This is a genomic window from Paenirhizobium cremeum, from assembly GCF_022884085.1.
Lineage (GTDB): Bacteria > Pseudomonadota > Alphaproteobacteria > Rhizobiales > Rhizobiaceae > Allorhizobium > Allorhizobium cremeum.
On the sequence record NZ_JAGGCS010000002.1, the window covers coordinates 572,018 to 587,573 of the forward strand.

14 protein-coding genes are annotated in these 15,556 nt (G+C 63.2%); all 14 read left to right on the forward strand.

Annotated elements, in window-relative coordinates; translation table 11 throughout:
• Positions 1-154 precede the first annotated feature (154 nt).
• The 14 genes from J5N58_RS06150 (at position 155) to J5N58_RS06215 (ending at position 15,555) form a co-directional block, all read left to right on the forward strand.
• A complete protein-coding gene (locus tag J5N58_RS06150) occupies positions 155-1,636 on the forward strand; it encodes an NAD(P)-binding domain-containing protein (RefSeq protein ID WP_244710052.1) in 1,482 nt (493 codons plus the stop codon).
• Positions 1,629-2,264 (forward strand): 2-hydroxychromene-2-carboxylate isomerase, encoded by a 636-nt coding sequence (locus J5N58_RS06155; protein WP_244710055.1) that lies wholly within the window; start codon positions 1,629-1,631, stop codon positions 2,262-2,264. The genes J5N58_RS06150 and J5N58_RS06155 overlap by 8 nt, the downstream gene beginning before the upstream one ends.
• Positions 2,264-3,265, forward strand: a complete 1,002-nt coding sequence (locus J5N58_RS06160; RefSeq protein ID WP_244710057.1) for a dipeptidase — start codon at positions 2,264-2,266, stop codon at positions 3,263-3,265. Before J5N58_RS06155 ends, J5N58_RS06160 begins: the two co-directional genes overlap by 1 nt.
• A gap of 131 nt (positions 3,266-3,396) precedes the next feature.
• Positions 3,397-4,479 carry an ABC transporter substrate-binding protein gene (locus J5N58_RS06165; protein ID WP_244710059.1) on the forward strand — a complete coding sequence of 361 codons (1,083 nt, stop codon included), beginning with the start codon at positions 3,397-3,399 and terminating at the stop codon, positions 4,477-4,479.
• Positions 4,480-4,503: 24 nt separating this feature from the next.
• The gene (locus tag J5N58_RS06170; protein WP_244710061.1) at positions 4,504-5,571 is read left to right on the forward strand and encodes an ABC transporter ATP-binding protein; all 1,068 of its coding nucleotides are present in this window, start codon (positions 4,504-4,506) and stop codon (positions 5,569-5,571) included.
• A complete protein-coding gene (locus tag J5N58_RS06175; RefSeq protein ID WP_112828565.1) occupies positions 5,568-6,449 on the forward strand; it encodes an ABC transporter permease in 882 nt (293 codons plus the stop codon). Before J5N58_RS06170 ends, J5N58_RS06175 begins: the two co-directional genes overlap by 4 nt.
• Before the next feature lie 8 nt (positions 6,450-6,457).
• A complete protein-coding gene (locus J5N58_RS06180) occupies positions 6,458-7,252 on the forward strand; it encodes an ABC transporter permease (RefSeq protein ID WP_112828564.1) in 795 nt (264 codons plus the stop codon).
• Positions 7,253-7,259: 7 nt separating this feature from the next.
• Positions 7,260-8,753, forward strand: coding sequence for a carboxylesterase family protein (locus J5N58_RS06185; protein ID WP_113442207.1), 1,494 nt, complete (start codon positions 7,260-7,262; stop codon positions 8,751-8,753).
• Between the two features lie 134 nt (positions 8,754-8,887).
• Positions 8,888-9,823 (forward strand): LysR substrate-binding domain-containing protein, encoded by a 936-nt coding sequence (locus J5N58_RS06190; protein WP_112828562.1) that lies wholly within the window; start codon positions 8,888-8,890, stop codon positions 9,821-9,823.
• A 265-nt stretch (positions 9,824-10,088) separates the two neighbouring features.
• Positions 10,089-11,060 (forward strand): LysR family transcriptional regulator, encoded by a 972-nt coding sequence (locus tag J5N58_RS06195; protein WP_244710063.1) that lies wholly within the window; start codon positions 10,089-10,091, stop codon positions 11,058-11,060.
• The gene (locus tag J5N58_RS06200; protein ID WP_425314456.1) at positions 11,060-12,547 is read left to right on the forward strand and encodes an NAD(P)-binding domain-containing protein; all 1,488 of its coding nucleotides are present in this window, start codon (positions 11,060-11,062) and stop codon (positions 12,545-12,547) included. The genes J5N58_RS06195 and J5N58_RS06200 overlap by 1 nt, the downstream gene beginning before the upstream one ends.
• A 34-nt stretch (positions 12,548-12,581) precedes the next feature.
• Positions 12,582-13,499, forward strand: a complete 918-nt coding sequence (locus J5N58_RS06205) for an ABC transporter permease (protein ID WP_244710067.1) — start codon at positions 12,582-12,584, stop codon at positions 13,497-13,499.
• An 11-nt stretch (positions 13,500-13,510) separates the two neighbouring features.
• Positions 13,511-14,368: an ABC transporter permease gene (locus tag J5N58_RS06210; RefSeq protein ID WP_244710069.1), complete on the forward strand. Its 858-nt coding sequence runs from the start codon at positions 13,511-13,513 to the stop codon at positions 14,366-14,368.
• Positions 14,365-15,555 carry a M24 family metallopeptidase gene (locus J5N58_RS06215; RefSeq protein WP_244710071.1) on the forward strand — a complete coding sequence of 397 codons (1,191 nt, stop codon included), beginning with the start codon at positions 14,365-14,367 and terminating at the stop codon, positions 15,553-15,555. Before J5N58_RS06210 ends, J5N58_RS06215 begins: the two co-directional genes overlap by 4 nt.
• Position 15,556 lies beyond the last annotated feature (1 nt).

Consider the following 15,556-nt stretch of genomic DNA (forward strand, 5'->3'; position numbering starts at 1 on the left):
GGAAGACCGCGACCTCCCGACACCGCCGACCTTTGCGGACTGCGGAGGGGGAGCCGCAACTCGCCCCGATCGATTTTGAACCTTGCCCATTTACATTTCTATTTTTGCATCATAATCTACCTATGATGTCGTTTTAAAATAATGAGACGATCAAGTGGGAACAAACGATCCAACCCGTCCGGCTTCTCTTGAAGCGCTGGAAAAGCGCCTTGCGCTCGACTTGCTCTGGCTCAACCAGCCGCCCACGTCCTGGCTTCCCCGGACCCAAGCCACCGGTGCAGAGGTGCTGGACGTCGCTGTCATCGGGGCCGGTCTCTGCGGGCTGGTGACGCTCGCCGCCTTGAGGAAGATCGGCATCGGCAATGCCCGCGCCTTCGATCGCGCTCCGGAAGGCCGGGAAGGCCCCTGGATCACCTATGCGCGGATGGAGACGCTTCGCACTCGCAAGGATGCCTCAGGGCCGGCGCTTGGCATCCCTTCCCTGACTTTCCGCGCCTGGTTCGAGGCGCAATACGGCCCGCAGGCCTATCTAGACATGGGCCTCATCCCGCGTCCCATGTGGATGGATTATCTCGTCTGGTACCGGCGGGTCCTTGAACTCGACGTGGTCAACGACGCCGCCCTGTCGGCGATCGGCTTTCGCGACGATGGCCTGATCGCTCTTGACTTCGACAGGGCCGGAACGACGGAGCAGGTTCTTGCCCGCCGCGTGGTTCTGGCGACCGGCCTCGACGGGCTCGGCGCTCCGACGCTTCCGGATGTCGCCATGCGTATACCGTCGCGCTTCGTGAGGCACGGCGCCGATCTCATCGATATGGCATCCTTGAAGGGCAAGCGCGTTTCGGTCGTCGGCGCCGGCGCATCGGCGATGGACAATGCCGCGGCCGCCCTGGAGGCGGGCGCGGCGCGCGTCGACATCTTCGTGCGTCGTGCCGATATCCCGCGTGTCGACAAGTTCACCGGGGTCGGCAGCCAGGGGATGACGCACGGATATGTCGGCCTGCCGGATGCGGACAAGTGGACCTATATGGTCGCCGGCGAACGGGCCCAGATTCCGCCGCCGCGTCACAGCGTGCTGCGCGTCTCGCGCCATCCGAACGCCTTCTTTCATCTGGCGAGCCCGATAAACGATCTCGTTGAGGCTAGCGATGCAGTGGAGGTGGTAACGCCGAAAGGGCGTTACCGGACCGATCTGGTGATCTTCGCGACGGGCTTTTCGGTCGATTTCGGCAAGCGGCCGGAATTTTCTGCGCTCGCCGGCAAGATCCTGCTCTGGCGCGATGCTTATACTCCGCCTGCCGGCTGGGAGCATGAAGGGATCGGTTCCACGCCCTATCTCGGGCCTTCCTTCGAATTCCTGCCAAAGCCGGGGCTCGATCCCGTTGTTGCCGCCTCGGTCTCGCGGATCGCCTGCTTCGCCTATCCGGCGGTTCCCTCGCACGGGAAGATCACCAGCGGGATTCCTTCGATCAGCGATGGTGCGCTGCGCCTTTCGACGGGCCTCGCGCGCTCGCTCTTCGTGGAGGACCGGACATACCATCTCGATCGCTTTCTCTCCTTCGACACGCCGGAACTTCTGGGCGACGAATGGACGGATGCGGATATTGACGAGGACATCAGCATTGCGAATGGATGAACGACGCCCGGAGCTTCAGATCTTCTACGGCATCTCGTCGCCATGGGCCTATTTCGGCGCCCGGCGGGCCGTTGCAATTGCCGGTGAGAACGGCGCGGCCGTGCGGCTCAGGCCGATCCGCATCATCGAGGCGAATGGCGGCATTCCGCTGCGCAAGCGTCCCGATGCGCGCCAGCTCTACCACGAGGTCGAATTGCGCCGCTGGCGGGACTATCTCGGCATGCCGCTTAACCCGAAGCCGAAATTCTACCCTTGCCGGACGATCGAGCCCGCCGCGCAGGCGGTGATCGCGATCCAGAAGGCGGGTCTTGACGCAATCTCCTTCTCGTTCGCCGTGCAGCGGGCGCTTTGGGCCGAGGACCGCGATATCGCCGACCTCTCCACGCTCCGCGAGATCGCGCGGGCAACGGCCGGCGAGGCGGCCACCGGGCTCGTCGCCGATCCGCAGGCGGATGACATCGTCGCGGAGTGGCACGGCAATCTCGCGGAAGCAGAGCGGCTCGGCATCTTCGGGACGCCGACTTACGTTGTCGGCACGGAGCTTTTCTGGGGCCAGGATCGCCTGGAATTCGTCGACCGCGCCCTAAAGGCCAGCAACACCACTGAAATGCGTGAGGAAAAGGCGTGATGACCGACGCAAGAAAACTGCATGACGAGGCGATCATCGTGGATGGCCTTCAGACCTGCCAGTGGAGCCGGTCGATCTTCGAGGAAATGCGTGCCGGGGGGCTGACAGCCGTCAACGTCTCCTCCCTTCTTTGGGAGAATTTCCGCGAAGGGATCGGTTACGTTTCCGAGTGGAAGCGCTTTCTGCGCGAGAACGACGACATCATCCGGCCGGTCCGCACCGTCGCCGACATCCACGCTGCGAAGTCGGAAGGCAAGACCGGCATCATCATCGGCTGGCAGAACACCTCGCCGCTGGAAGACAAGCTCGACTACGTGGAGATCTTCAAGGATCTCGGTGTCGGCATCATGCAGCTCACCTACAATACCCAGAACTATTCCGGCGCGGGCTATCTGGAAGAGGTCGACAGCGGGCTCACCGGGTTCGGCAGGGAAGTGCTGGCGGAAATGAACCGCGTCGGCGTGCTCTGCGACCTCAGCCACGTGGGCGACAAGACCAGCGCCGACGTCATTGCCTATTCGAAAAAGCCGGTCTGCATCTCGCATGTCCTGCCGCGGGCGCTGCGGGACGTCAAACGGAACAAGCCGGACGACCTGTTTCTCGCCTGCGCGGAAAAGGGCGGCCTGATCGGGGTCAGCCTGTTTGCGCCGGGCCTCGCGGCCGGCAACGACGCGACGGTCGAGGATTACCTGGATGCCATGGCCTATGTGATCGACCTTGTCGGGGAGGATCATGTCGGGATCGGCACGGACTTCTCGCTCGACCGGCCGCGGCCCGGCCCCTGGCTGCTCTGGGCCAACAAGGACAAGGGCACTGCGCGGACGCTGACCGAATTCGGCTCCGTGAAGATATCGAAGCCGAAGGGAATCCAGCGGATGACCGAGATGCCGAACCTGACGGCCCGCATGCTGGCACGCGGCTGGAGCGAGGAACTGGTGCTCAAGCTTCTCGGCAGGAACTGGCTGCGTGTGCTCGACGCGGCCTGGACGCCGATGGCCTGATCTTCTCCGACATGGATTGTCGGCGGGAAGAAACGGCTTCGGCTAATCGAGCAGGAGGCCGCGTTTGCGGGAACAGGGAACTGCATGGCGACAAAAGAACAAATGCCATGCCTCAAACTGGAGAGACGGACATGACGATACGCATGCAAAATGGAATTTTGCGGATCTTCCTCCGCGCCGGCATTCTTGCCGCTGGCCTTGCCGCTTTTGCCGGCGCGGCCGAAGCCCAGGACGCCTCAATCAAGGGAACGGTGAACATCGTCGGTTTTTCTGGCGTCTTTGCCGACAACTATCAGAAGTTCATCATCGCGGCCTTCAAGGAGAAATATCCCGGCATCGAGGTGACCTATCAGCAGAGCAAGAATTCCGCAGAGACGCTCGCCCTTTTGACGCTTCAGCAGGCCGACCCGAAGATCGATTTGGCCCTGATTGACGTCTCGGTCGCCATCAAGGCGAACAAGAGCGGTATTTTCGCCAAGCTCGATCCGGCCAAGGTCCCGAGCCTTGCCGAGATGCCGGACTGGGCCCGCCTCGATGGCGACAAGGCAATCGCCTTCTCTCAGGACAATCTCGCGATCCTTTACAATACCGACAATGTGAAAGAGCCGCCGACGAGCTGGAACGACCTGACCGACCCGAAATACAAGGGGAAGATCGCTGCAAAACTCGGCGATACGCGCGGCGTCATCCTGCTGCCGATCCTCGATAAGCTCAAGGGAGCCGACTACAAGGACACCGTCGATCCGGCGATCGACATGCTCAAGGAAATCGCCCCGAACGTTTCGACCTGGGAGCCGGCGCCGGATTGCTACGCCGTCGTCCAGAGCGGGGAGGTGGATCTCTCCATCTGCTGGAACGGCCGCGCGCAATACCTTCACGACACGCAAGGCGGCAAGATCGCTGTTGCCGCGCCGAAGGAAGGCTCGATCGGCCAGACCAACACAATCGGTCTCGTCGAAAACTCCAGGAATGCCGAGGCGGCACAGCTCTTCATCAACTATGCTCTGGGCACCGAAGCACAGGCGACGTTCGCCGAGAAGAGCTTCTACGGACCGGTCAATACCAAGGTGACCCTGACGGACGCGGTTGCCGCGCGCATCTATGGCTCCAAGGAGGCCCAGGCCGCCCAGATGTCGCTCGACTGGAACTTCGTTGCGGACAAATATTCCGCCTGGATCCAGCGCATCAACCGCGAAGTCATCGCGCTCAACTGATCTATCTTGAGGGAAGTGGCCGTCATGGCTGATCATCACGTCATCATCGAAAATCTCGTGAAGACCTATCCAGGCGCCCAGAAGCCTTCCGTGGATCACGTCAGCTTCTCGCTGCCGCGCGGCGAGATGCTGGCACTGCTCGGGCCTTCCGGCTGCGGCAAGACGACGATCCTGCGCATGATCGCCGGCCTGATCGCTCCCACCTCGGGTGCGATCAGGCTCGATGGCAGGGACGTTTCCTCCATCCCCGTCTACAAGCGGAACATGGGCATGGTCTTCCAGGCCTATGCCCTGTTTCCCCACATGACGGTCGCAGAAAACATCTCCTTCGGCCTCGAAATGCGAAAGGTCGGCAGGGCCGAGCGGGAGGAGCGCGTCAGGAAGGCGCTCGACCTCGTCAAGCTTGCCGGTCTGGGCGAGCGCAAGGTCAGCCAGCTTTCCGGCGGCCAACAGCAGCGCGCGGCGATTGCTCGTTCGCTGGTGATCGAGCCGGAGCTCCTGCTGCTCGACGAGCCGCTGTCGAACCTCGATGCGAAACTGCGCGACGAGATGCGCGATGAAATCCGCGACATCCAGGCACGCACCGGCGTGACCTCCATCTTCGTGACCCATGACCAGGACGAGGCGCTTTCGATGGCCGACCGACTGGCGGTCATGTCGGCTGGAAAACTCGAACAGATCGGAACCCCGCTCGACATCTTCGACCGGCCGCAGACTGAATTCGTCGCGTCCTTCATCGGTGCGGGAACATTCTTCGAGGGCAAAGTCGCCGGACCGGGCCTTGCGGAGGTCGACGGCCTGCCTCCGATTCATTTCGCCGGTGAAGCCGCGGTTGGATCATCGATCAAATTGATGGTGCGGCCCCACCGATTGCTGCTTGCGGGCGATACCAGCCAGCCGAACAGCTTCAGCGGCGTGGTCGAGCATGTCGTCTATCGCGGCCAGCTCCTGACGCTGAGCGTGCGCTGCGGCGGGCGCTTGCTGCAGGCCGATCTGCCGACGCATGCGGGTATCCTGCCAAGGAAGGGCGACGATGTCACCCTGACCGTCGCGCCCGACGACGTGACCCTGATCGGTCGGGAGGCCGCATGAGCGCCGCCGTGACAGCGCCTGCGAGCGGCGCGCCGACCACCTCGCGGGGCATCCTGCTGCTTCTGCTTCTGCCCGGCCTCGTCGCGCTGGTCATCACCTTCCTGCTGCCGCTCCTTTGGCTATTGCGCGCCTCATTCGCCTCTTCGGCCGTGGGAGCGTTGAGCGGCGGCGACTGGACATGGGAAGCTTACACCACCGTCCTGTTCGATCCGTTCTACTGGCGGGTAGCCTGGAATACTCTGGTTCTCGGCTTCAATGTCGCGATCTTCGCCGTGATCCTGTCCTATCCGATCGCGCTTTTCCTTGCCCGGACCCAAAGCCGCTTTCGGGGTGTGCTGACGGCGCTTGCTGTGGCCCCCCTGCTGACATCGTCGGTCGTGCGGACCTATGGCTGGATGGTGATTCTCGGAGACCGGGGCGTCATCAACAGCACGCTGCAGTCGCTGTCGCTCACCGATGGCGTCATCCGCCTCACCAACAACAGCTTCGGCGCTACCGTCGCGCTGATCGAAATCCTGATGCCCTATGCGATCCTCGCCATGCTCAGCGGCTTCGGCCGATTGAACGTTCAACTGGAGGAGGCGGCCGCGATGCTCGGGGCCAACCGGCTCAAGGTGTTCACACGCATCGTCCTGCCGCTCAGCCTGCCCGGCGTGCTGACGGCGGCGCTCCTCGTCTTCGTGCTGGCGATCTCCTCCTTCGTGACGCCTCGGCTGATGGGGGGAGGGCGCGTCTTCGTGCTCGGCACGGAAGTCTTCAACGAGGCGACGGTGACGCTCAACTGGCCGCTGGCCGCGGCGCTTTCGGTCATGCTGCTCGTGCTGTTCAGCAGCATTATCCTTCTCTACCAGCGTGCGCTGCGCGCGCTCGAAGTGTGAGGCCGGCCATGCAGAACTCCTCGATCCTCGGTCGCGTCGCCTGGAACACGCTGATCGCGCTGCTTTATCTTTTCCTGCTGGCGCCGATCGTCATCGTCTTCATCATCTCATTCGACACGCGCCAGTATCTCGCTTTTCCGCCGGAGAGCTTCTCGTTCGGATCCTATGTGAAGGTCTTCGAGAATGCGAAGTTCATCTCGGCCTTCTGGCGGAGCCTGGCGATCGGCGCGATTGTCGGCATCGTGTCGGTTTCGGCCGGCATGCTCCTGTCGTTGTCGCTGGTGCGCTACACGTTCCGCGGCAAGGCGGCGGTGAATTTCCTCATCCTCGCGCCCTTCCTCGTGCCGCACATCGTGCTGGCCGTCGGCATCATGCTGGTGATCGCGCCGATCGGCCTGCTCGACAGCTATCCCGGCATCATACTCGCCCATCTTGGCATCACGATCCCCTACACGGTACGAACGATCACCATGAGCCTGATGGCGGTCGACACGCGGGTGGAAGAGGCGGCGCTGGTGCACGGGGCCTCTCCGGCCATGGTATTCTGGCGCGTCACCCTGCCGCTGGTGCGTCCCGGCCTGATCGCCGGTGCCGTGATCGCGTTCCTCATCTCCTTCGACGAGGCGACGATTTCGCTCTTCATTGTTTCGGTCAAGGCGTCCACGCTGCCGACCGAGATCTATCACTATCTGGAATATTCGACCGACCCGCAGATCGCCGCCCTTTCCGTCATCCTGATCCTCATCTCGATTGGCGTCGTGGTCGCGGTCGAAAGACTGGTCGGCCTGCGCAGGGCGATATGAGGTCGCTGTGACAATTGTCGAAACAACGGGCGGTCCCGTCGAGGGGTTTCGGGAAAACGGATATCACGTCTTTCTCGGGGTTCCCTATGCTGCGCCTGTCACGCCTGAACGGCGCTTCGCGGCGCCGCAGCCGGTGCCCCGATGGTTCGGCATCCGCTCGGCAACGACACTCAGCGCAGTCTGTCCGCAGATCCCGACCTACGGTCCCGTGGGCAAGGCGGCCGCATCGAGACTGGAATTCGGCACGGACTTCCTGACGGTCAATATCCGGACGCCGTCCGTTACCGGCTCCGCTCCTGTCCTCGTCTGGATCCATGGCGGCGGCTACGCCGTCGGTTCGGCGAACGAGGCCGTTCTGCAAAGCGGCGCCTTTGCGGCCAGTGGCATCGTCGAGGTCACCGTGAACTACCGGCTGGGTGCGCTCGGCTTCCTGCATCTGAACGACGGTTCGCCGGACAATCGCGGCCTGCTCGACCAGATCGCCGCACTTCAATGGGTGCGCGACAACATCGAGGCCTTCGGCGGCGACCCGAGGCGTGTCACCTTCGCGGGCCGCTCTGCCGGTGGCTTCGCGATTGCCGCGGTCATGGCCATGCCGGCGGCGCATGGTCTCTTCGCCAGGGCGATGCCGCAAAGCGGAGCGAGCACCGGCATTTCCACGATGGACGATGCGCAGAAGCTCAATCGTCGCATGCTCGACTCTCTGCAGGTGACCGAGGCCGAGCTTCACGAACTCTCCTTCGAGGCCCTGCTGGTTGCGCAGCGCGATCTCTGCAACGAATCCTACGAGCGACACGATTTCGATCGCGATGGTTCCGCGTCGATGCTGGGCGTACCCTTCGTCCCGGTCATCGACGGCGTCTCGCTTCCTCGGCATCCGGAAGCAGCCGCGGCAGGCGGCGAAACGGTCGCCGTGCCGATGATGATCGGCTGCACGACCGGCGAATACGTGACCCATGCGACGGCGCAGCCAGACATGGATTTCGAGATCGCCGCAGGCCTGCTGCACGAACGCGTACGACCGATGGGGCTGACCGGCACCGAAATCGTCGAGCGCTACCGTCAGGCGCTTCCGGATCATTCTCCACGCGGCATCTGGAGGGCCGTCGGAGGCGATCTTGTCTTCCAGAACCCGGCGACGCGTTTCGCACGGCTGCATGCGATCCGCCAGCCCGTTTACAAATACCTATACGGGCCGATCGAGCCGGATGAGCTCGGGGCGCCGCACGGCGCCGAAGTCGGCGAGGTCTGGTACCGGCGCGGCATGGACGTCAGCCATCTGCCAATGCGGCAGGCCGTCACCCAACCGGATTTCGCGACGGCTGTTCACGATGTCTGGGTTTCCTTCATTCGCGACGAGCTGCCGCAGTCGCCGGCCGGTGACTGGCCTTGCTATTCCGCCTTGCAGCCAGAGGTGCTCCATATGGATAGCGGGGATTTTCGTGTCGTCTCCGACCCCTTCGATGGGCGTATCGCGCTTTGGAGCGCGGCGAGCGCGTGAAAAGGATCGCACGACCGCTCAAACCGAGAAGCGCCCGTTCTCAACCGGACTGGTCTGCCAAGGATAACATGGCTATACCAACCACGTTGACGAATGCTGGAATGTCACTCGTAAGAGCGAAGACGGGAAACCCTATGCCTCCGGAATATCTTGATACGCGGCAATTGGAGGCTTTCGTGGCCGTGATGTCCATCGGCAGCATGACGGGTGCCGCCAGGGCGCTTGGAAAATCCCAGCCGGTGGTGACGAGGCTTATCCAGGAACTGGAGCAGGAACTGGGTTTCCCGGTCCTGCATCGCAACGGGCCGCGGATCGCACCGACAGAACAGGGGGTCGCCTTCTTCTCGCAGGCAGAGCTGTTCCTCAGCGGGCTGCGCACCATCAGCGAAAGGGCCAGGCAAATCGAGACGGCCCAGGCGAAGGCGGTGGAACTTGCATCGATCCCGGCGATCGCCGCGAGCGTGATCCCGCTTGCGTTGCAGGAGTTGCCAGCGGAACTCTTTCCCGAACATGTCCATGTGCAGAGCATCGCTTCGGAGAATGTCGTTCAGGCGGTTCTGGCGCGCACGGCCGATGTGGGCGTCGCCAGCCTGCCGCTCGACAATCCGGGGATCGATGTCCACTGGATAGGGGAGGTGCCGTGCGTGGCCATCGTGGCCGCTGGCGACGAACTGGCGGGGAAGGACGTGCTGCAACCGGCCGACCTGCACGGCCGCCGGCTGATCGCCTCGGCAAATCCGTACCGGCTGCGGATGCGGATCGATCGCGCATTCGCCGAACATGGCATCCAGCCGGGCGGTATCATCGACAGCAACGCCACCTATGTCTCGCTTTCGCTGGCGCGCGGGGGGCTTGGAGTGGCAATCGTCGAATCGGTTACCCTGAGCGGGCTGCCGATCAAGGACGTCTCTGTCATCCCCCTGAGCTTCCATGTCCCGTTCCATTGGGGCGTGATTACGGCGACGGGACTTCCGCTCTCTGCGACCGTCCAGCGATTGATCGATGCGATCGAGCATCAGGCATCGAAGCTGACCAGATTTATCAAGTACGACAGCCTGCCGAGCCTATAGGCGTGACGATGGTTGCCGCCAGACGGTGACATCCAACTTTGAAACCGACGCAAGATGCCGGGCGTAACCAATGGTTGCGTCCGGCATCTTTCGTTGGTTTGAGCGCGTTGACCGATCTACGGAGGCTCCGAAAGCCAGGCCGGCGTCCGAATACCGAATCCCGAAGCACCTTTTTTAGGCAGGATTTTCTATTGCCTCAAACTTCATTATGCATTAAACGAATTGACATAGATCAATGCTGCAATTTGCGCATTATGGGTTGGCGATGGAAATCAAGCAGCTCGAAGTCTTTCTTGCGGTCATGTCGGCGGGCAGCATCACTGCCGCGGCGCGCCTTCTGGACCGTTCGCAATCCCAGGTGACACGGCTCGTCCAGGAACTGGAGGCTTCCGTCGGGTTTCCGCTCTTCGAACGGAACGGCCCGCGCATCACGCCGACGTCCAAGGCCATTGCCTTCCATGCCGATGCGGAACGTTTCCTGACCGGCATCGGCCAGTTGCAGGAGCGGGCGAAGACGATTGCGTCCGCGGAGCTGGGGCCCATCGAGATTGCCGCGATCCCGGCTTTCGCGAGCGGCCTTCTTCCCCTGGCGCTGGCCGAGATGCCGGAAAGCCTGCTTCCCCGCAACATCCATCTGCGCAGCGTTTCGGCCGAGGCCGCGGTCCAGTCCGTCCTTGCCCGGACGGCTGATCTCTGTGTTGCGTCGCTGCCGGTCGAGCATCCCGGTCTCGAGGTGCATGGCCTCTTCCAGTCGCCTTGCGTGGCGGCGGTCGCGGTGGACGATCCTCTGGCCGCGAAGGCGACGATTTCCATGGATGATTTCGCCGATCGCTGCCTGATTACCATGGCGAATCCCTTCCGCCTGCGCCGCCGCGTCAACCATGCGCTCGAGGTTGCCGCTGTCCGGCCGTCGCGCATCGTGGACACCAATGCCGCGCTCAATGCGTTGCAGCTCGCGGCGACAGGCTTCGGCATCGCGATCGTCGAGCCTGCGACCGCCTACGGCGTCGAGCTGAAGAATGTCGAAATTCGCCCCCTGGACATGAATGTCCCGTTTCTCTGGGGGATTTTCTCGGCGGCCTCCAGGCCGCTTCCGGATGGTGTCCTAGAACTCATCCAGTTGATTATCAGGATTTCAGCCGCCCGCATGCCCGGTTTTATCGCGCATGATCCGGGTCATATCGAACGCGTTGCCGATGCCACGTTCGGCGCCGGCCAACAGGCACAGGAGCATTGATCTTGAACGTCCAAGCCAAGCAGCCGGCGACGGGTCTCGCAGGTCTCGAAAGCAGACTCGCCGACGACCTTTCGCTCCTCGAGCTTCCTCCCAAGGAGTGGGTGCCGGCGACCGAATACGATGGCAAGCGTGTCTATGACGCCGTCGTCATCGGCGCCGGCATGTGCGGGCTGGTGGCGACCGCATCGCTGAAGATGCTCGGTATCCACAACGTCGTCTGCCTGGATCGGGCTCCGCAGGGGCTCGAAGGGCCATGGGTCACGTTTGCGCGCATGGAGACGTTGCGCTCGCCAAAGCAACTGACGGGCCCGGCCCTCGGCCTGCCGTCGCTGACTTTCCGCGCCTGGTATGTGGCGCAGTTCGGCGCGGAGGCCTGGGAAGCGCTTGGCAAGATCCCGAAAGAACAATGGATGGATTACCTGGTCTGGTATCGCAGGGTGCTCGATCTCCCCGTTCGAAACCGCATCGCCGTCACCGGCATGGCGCCGGTCAACGACGACCTGATCGCCCTCGATGCCACCAACCTGTCCGATGGAGAGAATGAGCGGATATACGCCCGGCATGTCGTCCTTGCGACCGGCCGCGACGGTCTCGGCGGTGGCTACGTGCCGGACTTCGCAAACGGTGTGGACCGCAAGTTCTGGGCGCATTCGGCCGACGCCATCGACTTTGAGGCACTGAAGGGAAAGCGCGTCGCCGTGATCGGTGCCGGCGCTTCGGCCATGGACAATGCCGCGACGGCTCTCGAAGCAGGGGCCGCCGGTGTCGACATGATTATCCGCCGCAAGGAGATGCCGCGCGTCAACAAGTTCACCGGCATTTCAAGCCAGGGCGTTGTCCACGGCTTTGCAGGCTTGAGCGACGACTGGAAGTGGAAGTTCTTGGACTATGTGCTGGGCGCCCAGACGCCGCCGCCGCGGGACTCCACGCTGCGGGTCTCGCGCCATCCCAACGGCCGTTTCTTCCTGGCGACGGGGGTGCGCGGTCTGCATGAGAAGGGCGGCCGGGTGGTCGTCGAGACCAGCCGCGGGGACCTGGAATACGACTTCGTGATCTTCGCGACCGGTTTCCGTGTGGACCTTAATGCGCGGCCGGAGCTTCACCATTTCGCACCCTTCATCCAATTCTGGCAGGACACATACGTTCCCGCAGAGGGCATGGAAAACGGCGAACTCGCGACGTCGCCCTATCTCGGTCCCGATTTCGAGTTTCTTGAAAAGGTTCCCGGAAGCTGCCCGTCGCTGCGTCTCGTTCATTGCTTCAACTATCCGGCCTCGCTCAGCCACGGCAAGCTGTCGGGCGATATCCCGGCCGTCAGCGACGGCGGACGCCGGCTGGCGCGCGGCATCGCCCGCAGCCTCTTCGTTGCGGACCGCGAAACCCATTTCACCAATCTCGTGGCCTACGAGACGCCGGAACTGGTCGGCGACGAGTGGACCGATTCCGCCTCGATGCTCGACGATCTCGCAAAGGGTGCAGCGGAATGAGAGACACGGTTCCTAGCGCTGCGGGGCCTTGCCCATGAACCGCTACCTGGCAATCAAGCTCGGAGAAGCGCTGCTCGCCATATGGGGGGGGGTGACCATCGTATTCTTCGTCAGCCGCGTGCTGGGCGACCCCGCGGTGCTGCTGCTTCCGGTCGGAGCCGACCAGCAGGAGATCGACGCCCTGCGGGTCTCCCTCGGTCTCGACCGGCCGATCCTCGAACAATACGCCCTGTCCATGTTCGCGATGTTGCGCGGAGACTTTGGCATCTCCTTCCAGCATAGCCGTCCCGCCATGGACGTCGTTCTCGAACGCATGCCGGCGACCGTCGAGCTTGCCGGGACCGCATTGCTGTTCGGCACGCTGATCGGCGCCGCCGCCGGCGCGGTAGCCGCCCTAAGGCGCGGCACCATCTCCGAATTCATCGTGATGATTGCAGCCCTGCTGGGGCAGGCGACGCCCGTCTTCTGGCTCGGCATCATGCTGATCCTCGTCTTCTCGGTTGATCTCGGCTGGCTGCCGACCGGCGGCTCGGGCACGATCGCCCATCTCATCCTGCCAGGGCTGACGCTTGCGGTGTTCGTCTCCGCCTCCATTGCCCGGCTTTTGCGGTCGTCGTTGCTCGATATCATGCGCGAGGACTACGTCCGTACCGCCCGCGCCAAGGGCCTCATGCCGCGCACGGTATTTTTCTGGCATATCGCGCGGAACGCGCTGATCCCTGTTGTCACGATGATCGGTATCATCGCCGGCGAGCTGCTCGGCGGTTCGGTGGTCATCGAGACGGTGTTCGCCTGGCCGGGTGTGGGGCGCATCATCATGCAGGCGATCCAGGCCCAGGATTTCCCGGTCATCCAGGCGGGCGTCGCTCTCGTCGCCGCCATCTTCATCCTCATCAATCTGCTGGTCGACCTGCTCTACGGCGTGCTCGATCCGCGCATCAGCCGGCAATAAGGGGGCTGTCCATGAAGTCCTTCTTCCTCGCCCTCCTGAAAAGCCGCGCCGGACTGTTCGGCTTCGTACTCGTCGTCGTCTTCGTTCTGGCCGCGCTGTTTGCGCCCTATCTCGGCCTGCCGGTCCCGACGCGCTCCAACCTCGTCACCCGCATGGCGCCACCCACCTGGACGGGGCTTTTTTCGCCGGGCGCCCATCCGTTCGGCACCGACGAACTCGGCCGCGACATCCTCTCGCGCATCGTCTACGGGAGCCGGGTGACGCTGACGATCGCCACGGCCGCTGTCGTTCTCGGCGGCATCGTCGGCACGCTTCTCGGCATCGTCGCCGGCTATTATCGCGGCATGGTCGATCGGGTGCTGATGCGCATCGTCGATATCCAGCTCGCCCTGCCTCTCATGCTGCTCGCGCTTCTGGTGATCGCGGCGCTGGGACCATCCACCACCAACCTTGTCGTCGTGCTCGCGCTGACGAGCTGGCTGCGCTACGCGCGCATCATCCGCGGCCAGGTTCTGGCGCTCAGAGAGAGGGAATTCATCCTTTCCGCGCATGCGATCGGGGCCGGGACCTGGCGCATCATGATTAAGCATCTCCTGCCGAACGTCCTGACGCCGGCGCTTGTGGTCGCGACGCTGGAGCTTGCCCGCATCATCATCATGGATGCGGCGCTCTCCTTTCTCGGCCTCGGTGTCCAGCCGCCGAACCCAAGCTGGGGCCGCATGCTGGCCGATGGCCGCGTCTACATCTCGACGGCCTGGTGGATCGTCACCTTTCCGGGCCTGGCGATCCTTTTGACCGTGCTGAGCGTCAACCTCCTGGGAGATTGGCTGCGTGACTATTTCGATCCGAAATTGAGGACCATGCGATGAACAAGATATTCCCATCCAGCCTGCCGCCCCGCGTCGGACGCCTCAATGCGGGCATGGCGAAGCAGGACGTCGATGTCATCGTGTCCTTCAAGCCGGAGAACAGCTTCTATTTCACCGGCTTCAACCCGATCATCTATTCGCATCCGGTGATCGCCATCCTTGCGCGCGACCGAGACCCGATCATGCTTGTGCATGCGCTGCGCGACGATCATGGCCGGGCGAGCGCCTGGGTGCCTGACATCCGCCTCTACGGCGCATGGTCCACCAAGGTGACAATGGGGCCGAACTGGCAGGATGCGCTCGCCTCCATTCTCGGCGATCTGGGCGTTGCCGCGAAGACTGTCGGGATCGAGGAGGAGTTTATTTCGATCCAGCGGCTCGCTCAGCTTCGCAAGGCCCTGCCGGACGCGACGTTCACCGATGTCAGCCCTCTCATAGACCATTGCCGGCTTATCAAGGACCCCGACGAGATCGCACAGGCGCGCATCGCCGCGAAGATCGCCGACCTTGGCATGGATACGGCGGTCGAGACGCTGGCGGCAGGCGGAACGGAGCGGGACGTCGCGATCGCCTCGATGCATGCGATGAACAGGTTCTGGGCGGAAAACTATCCCGATGTGGAAGTCTGCGATTTCGGCTCCCTGGAGGGCGGCGCTCAGAACGGCCTCTGGACCTGGGTACTCTCCGGCCCGCGCATGTTCTTCAATTGCGACAACCCCACCCAGCGCAAGCCGCAGCGAGGCGAAGCTGTCTCAGTCCTTATCTGGACGATCGCCAACGGCGTCCATGCGGAAAACGAGCGGACCGTGGCCATGGGACCGCTGCCGGAGGTCAACCGTCGGGCGCTCGACGCCATCCTCGAAATCCGCGAGGATGTTGACGCGATCATCAGGCCCGGCGTCCCCTACAGAGATCTGTTCGAGAAAACCCGCGAAGGCCTGACGAAACGCGGCTACGGCGCCAATATTCCCGGCCGCATCGGTCACGGCATCGGGCTCGGCGCCCACGAGCACTCATCGCTCGACGCCAATTCGTCGTTGGTGCTGGAGCCGGGCATGATCTTCACCTTCGAGCCCAATATCCGTGTGCCCGGCATTTGCGCCACGCAGATTTCCGACACGGTACTCATAACCGAGACCGGCCGTGAATACCTGACCCGCTCCGCCGGCGGTTACCTGGAGGTCTGAG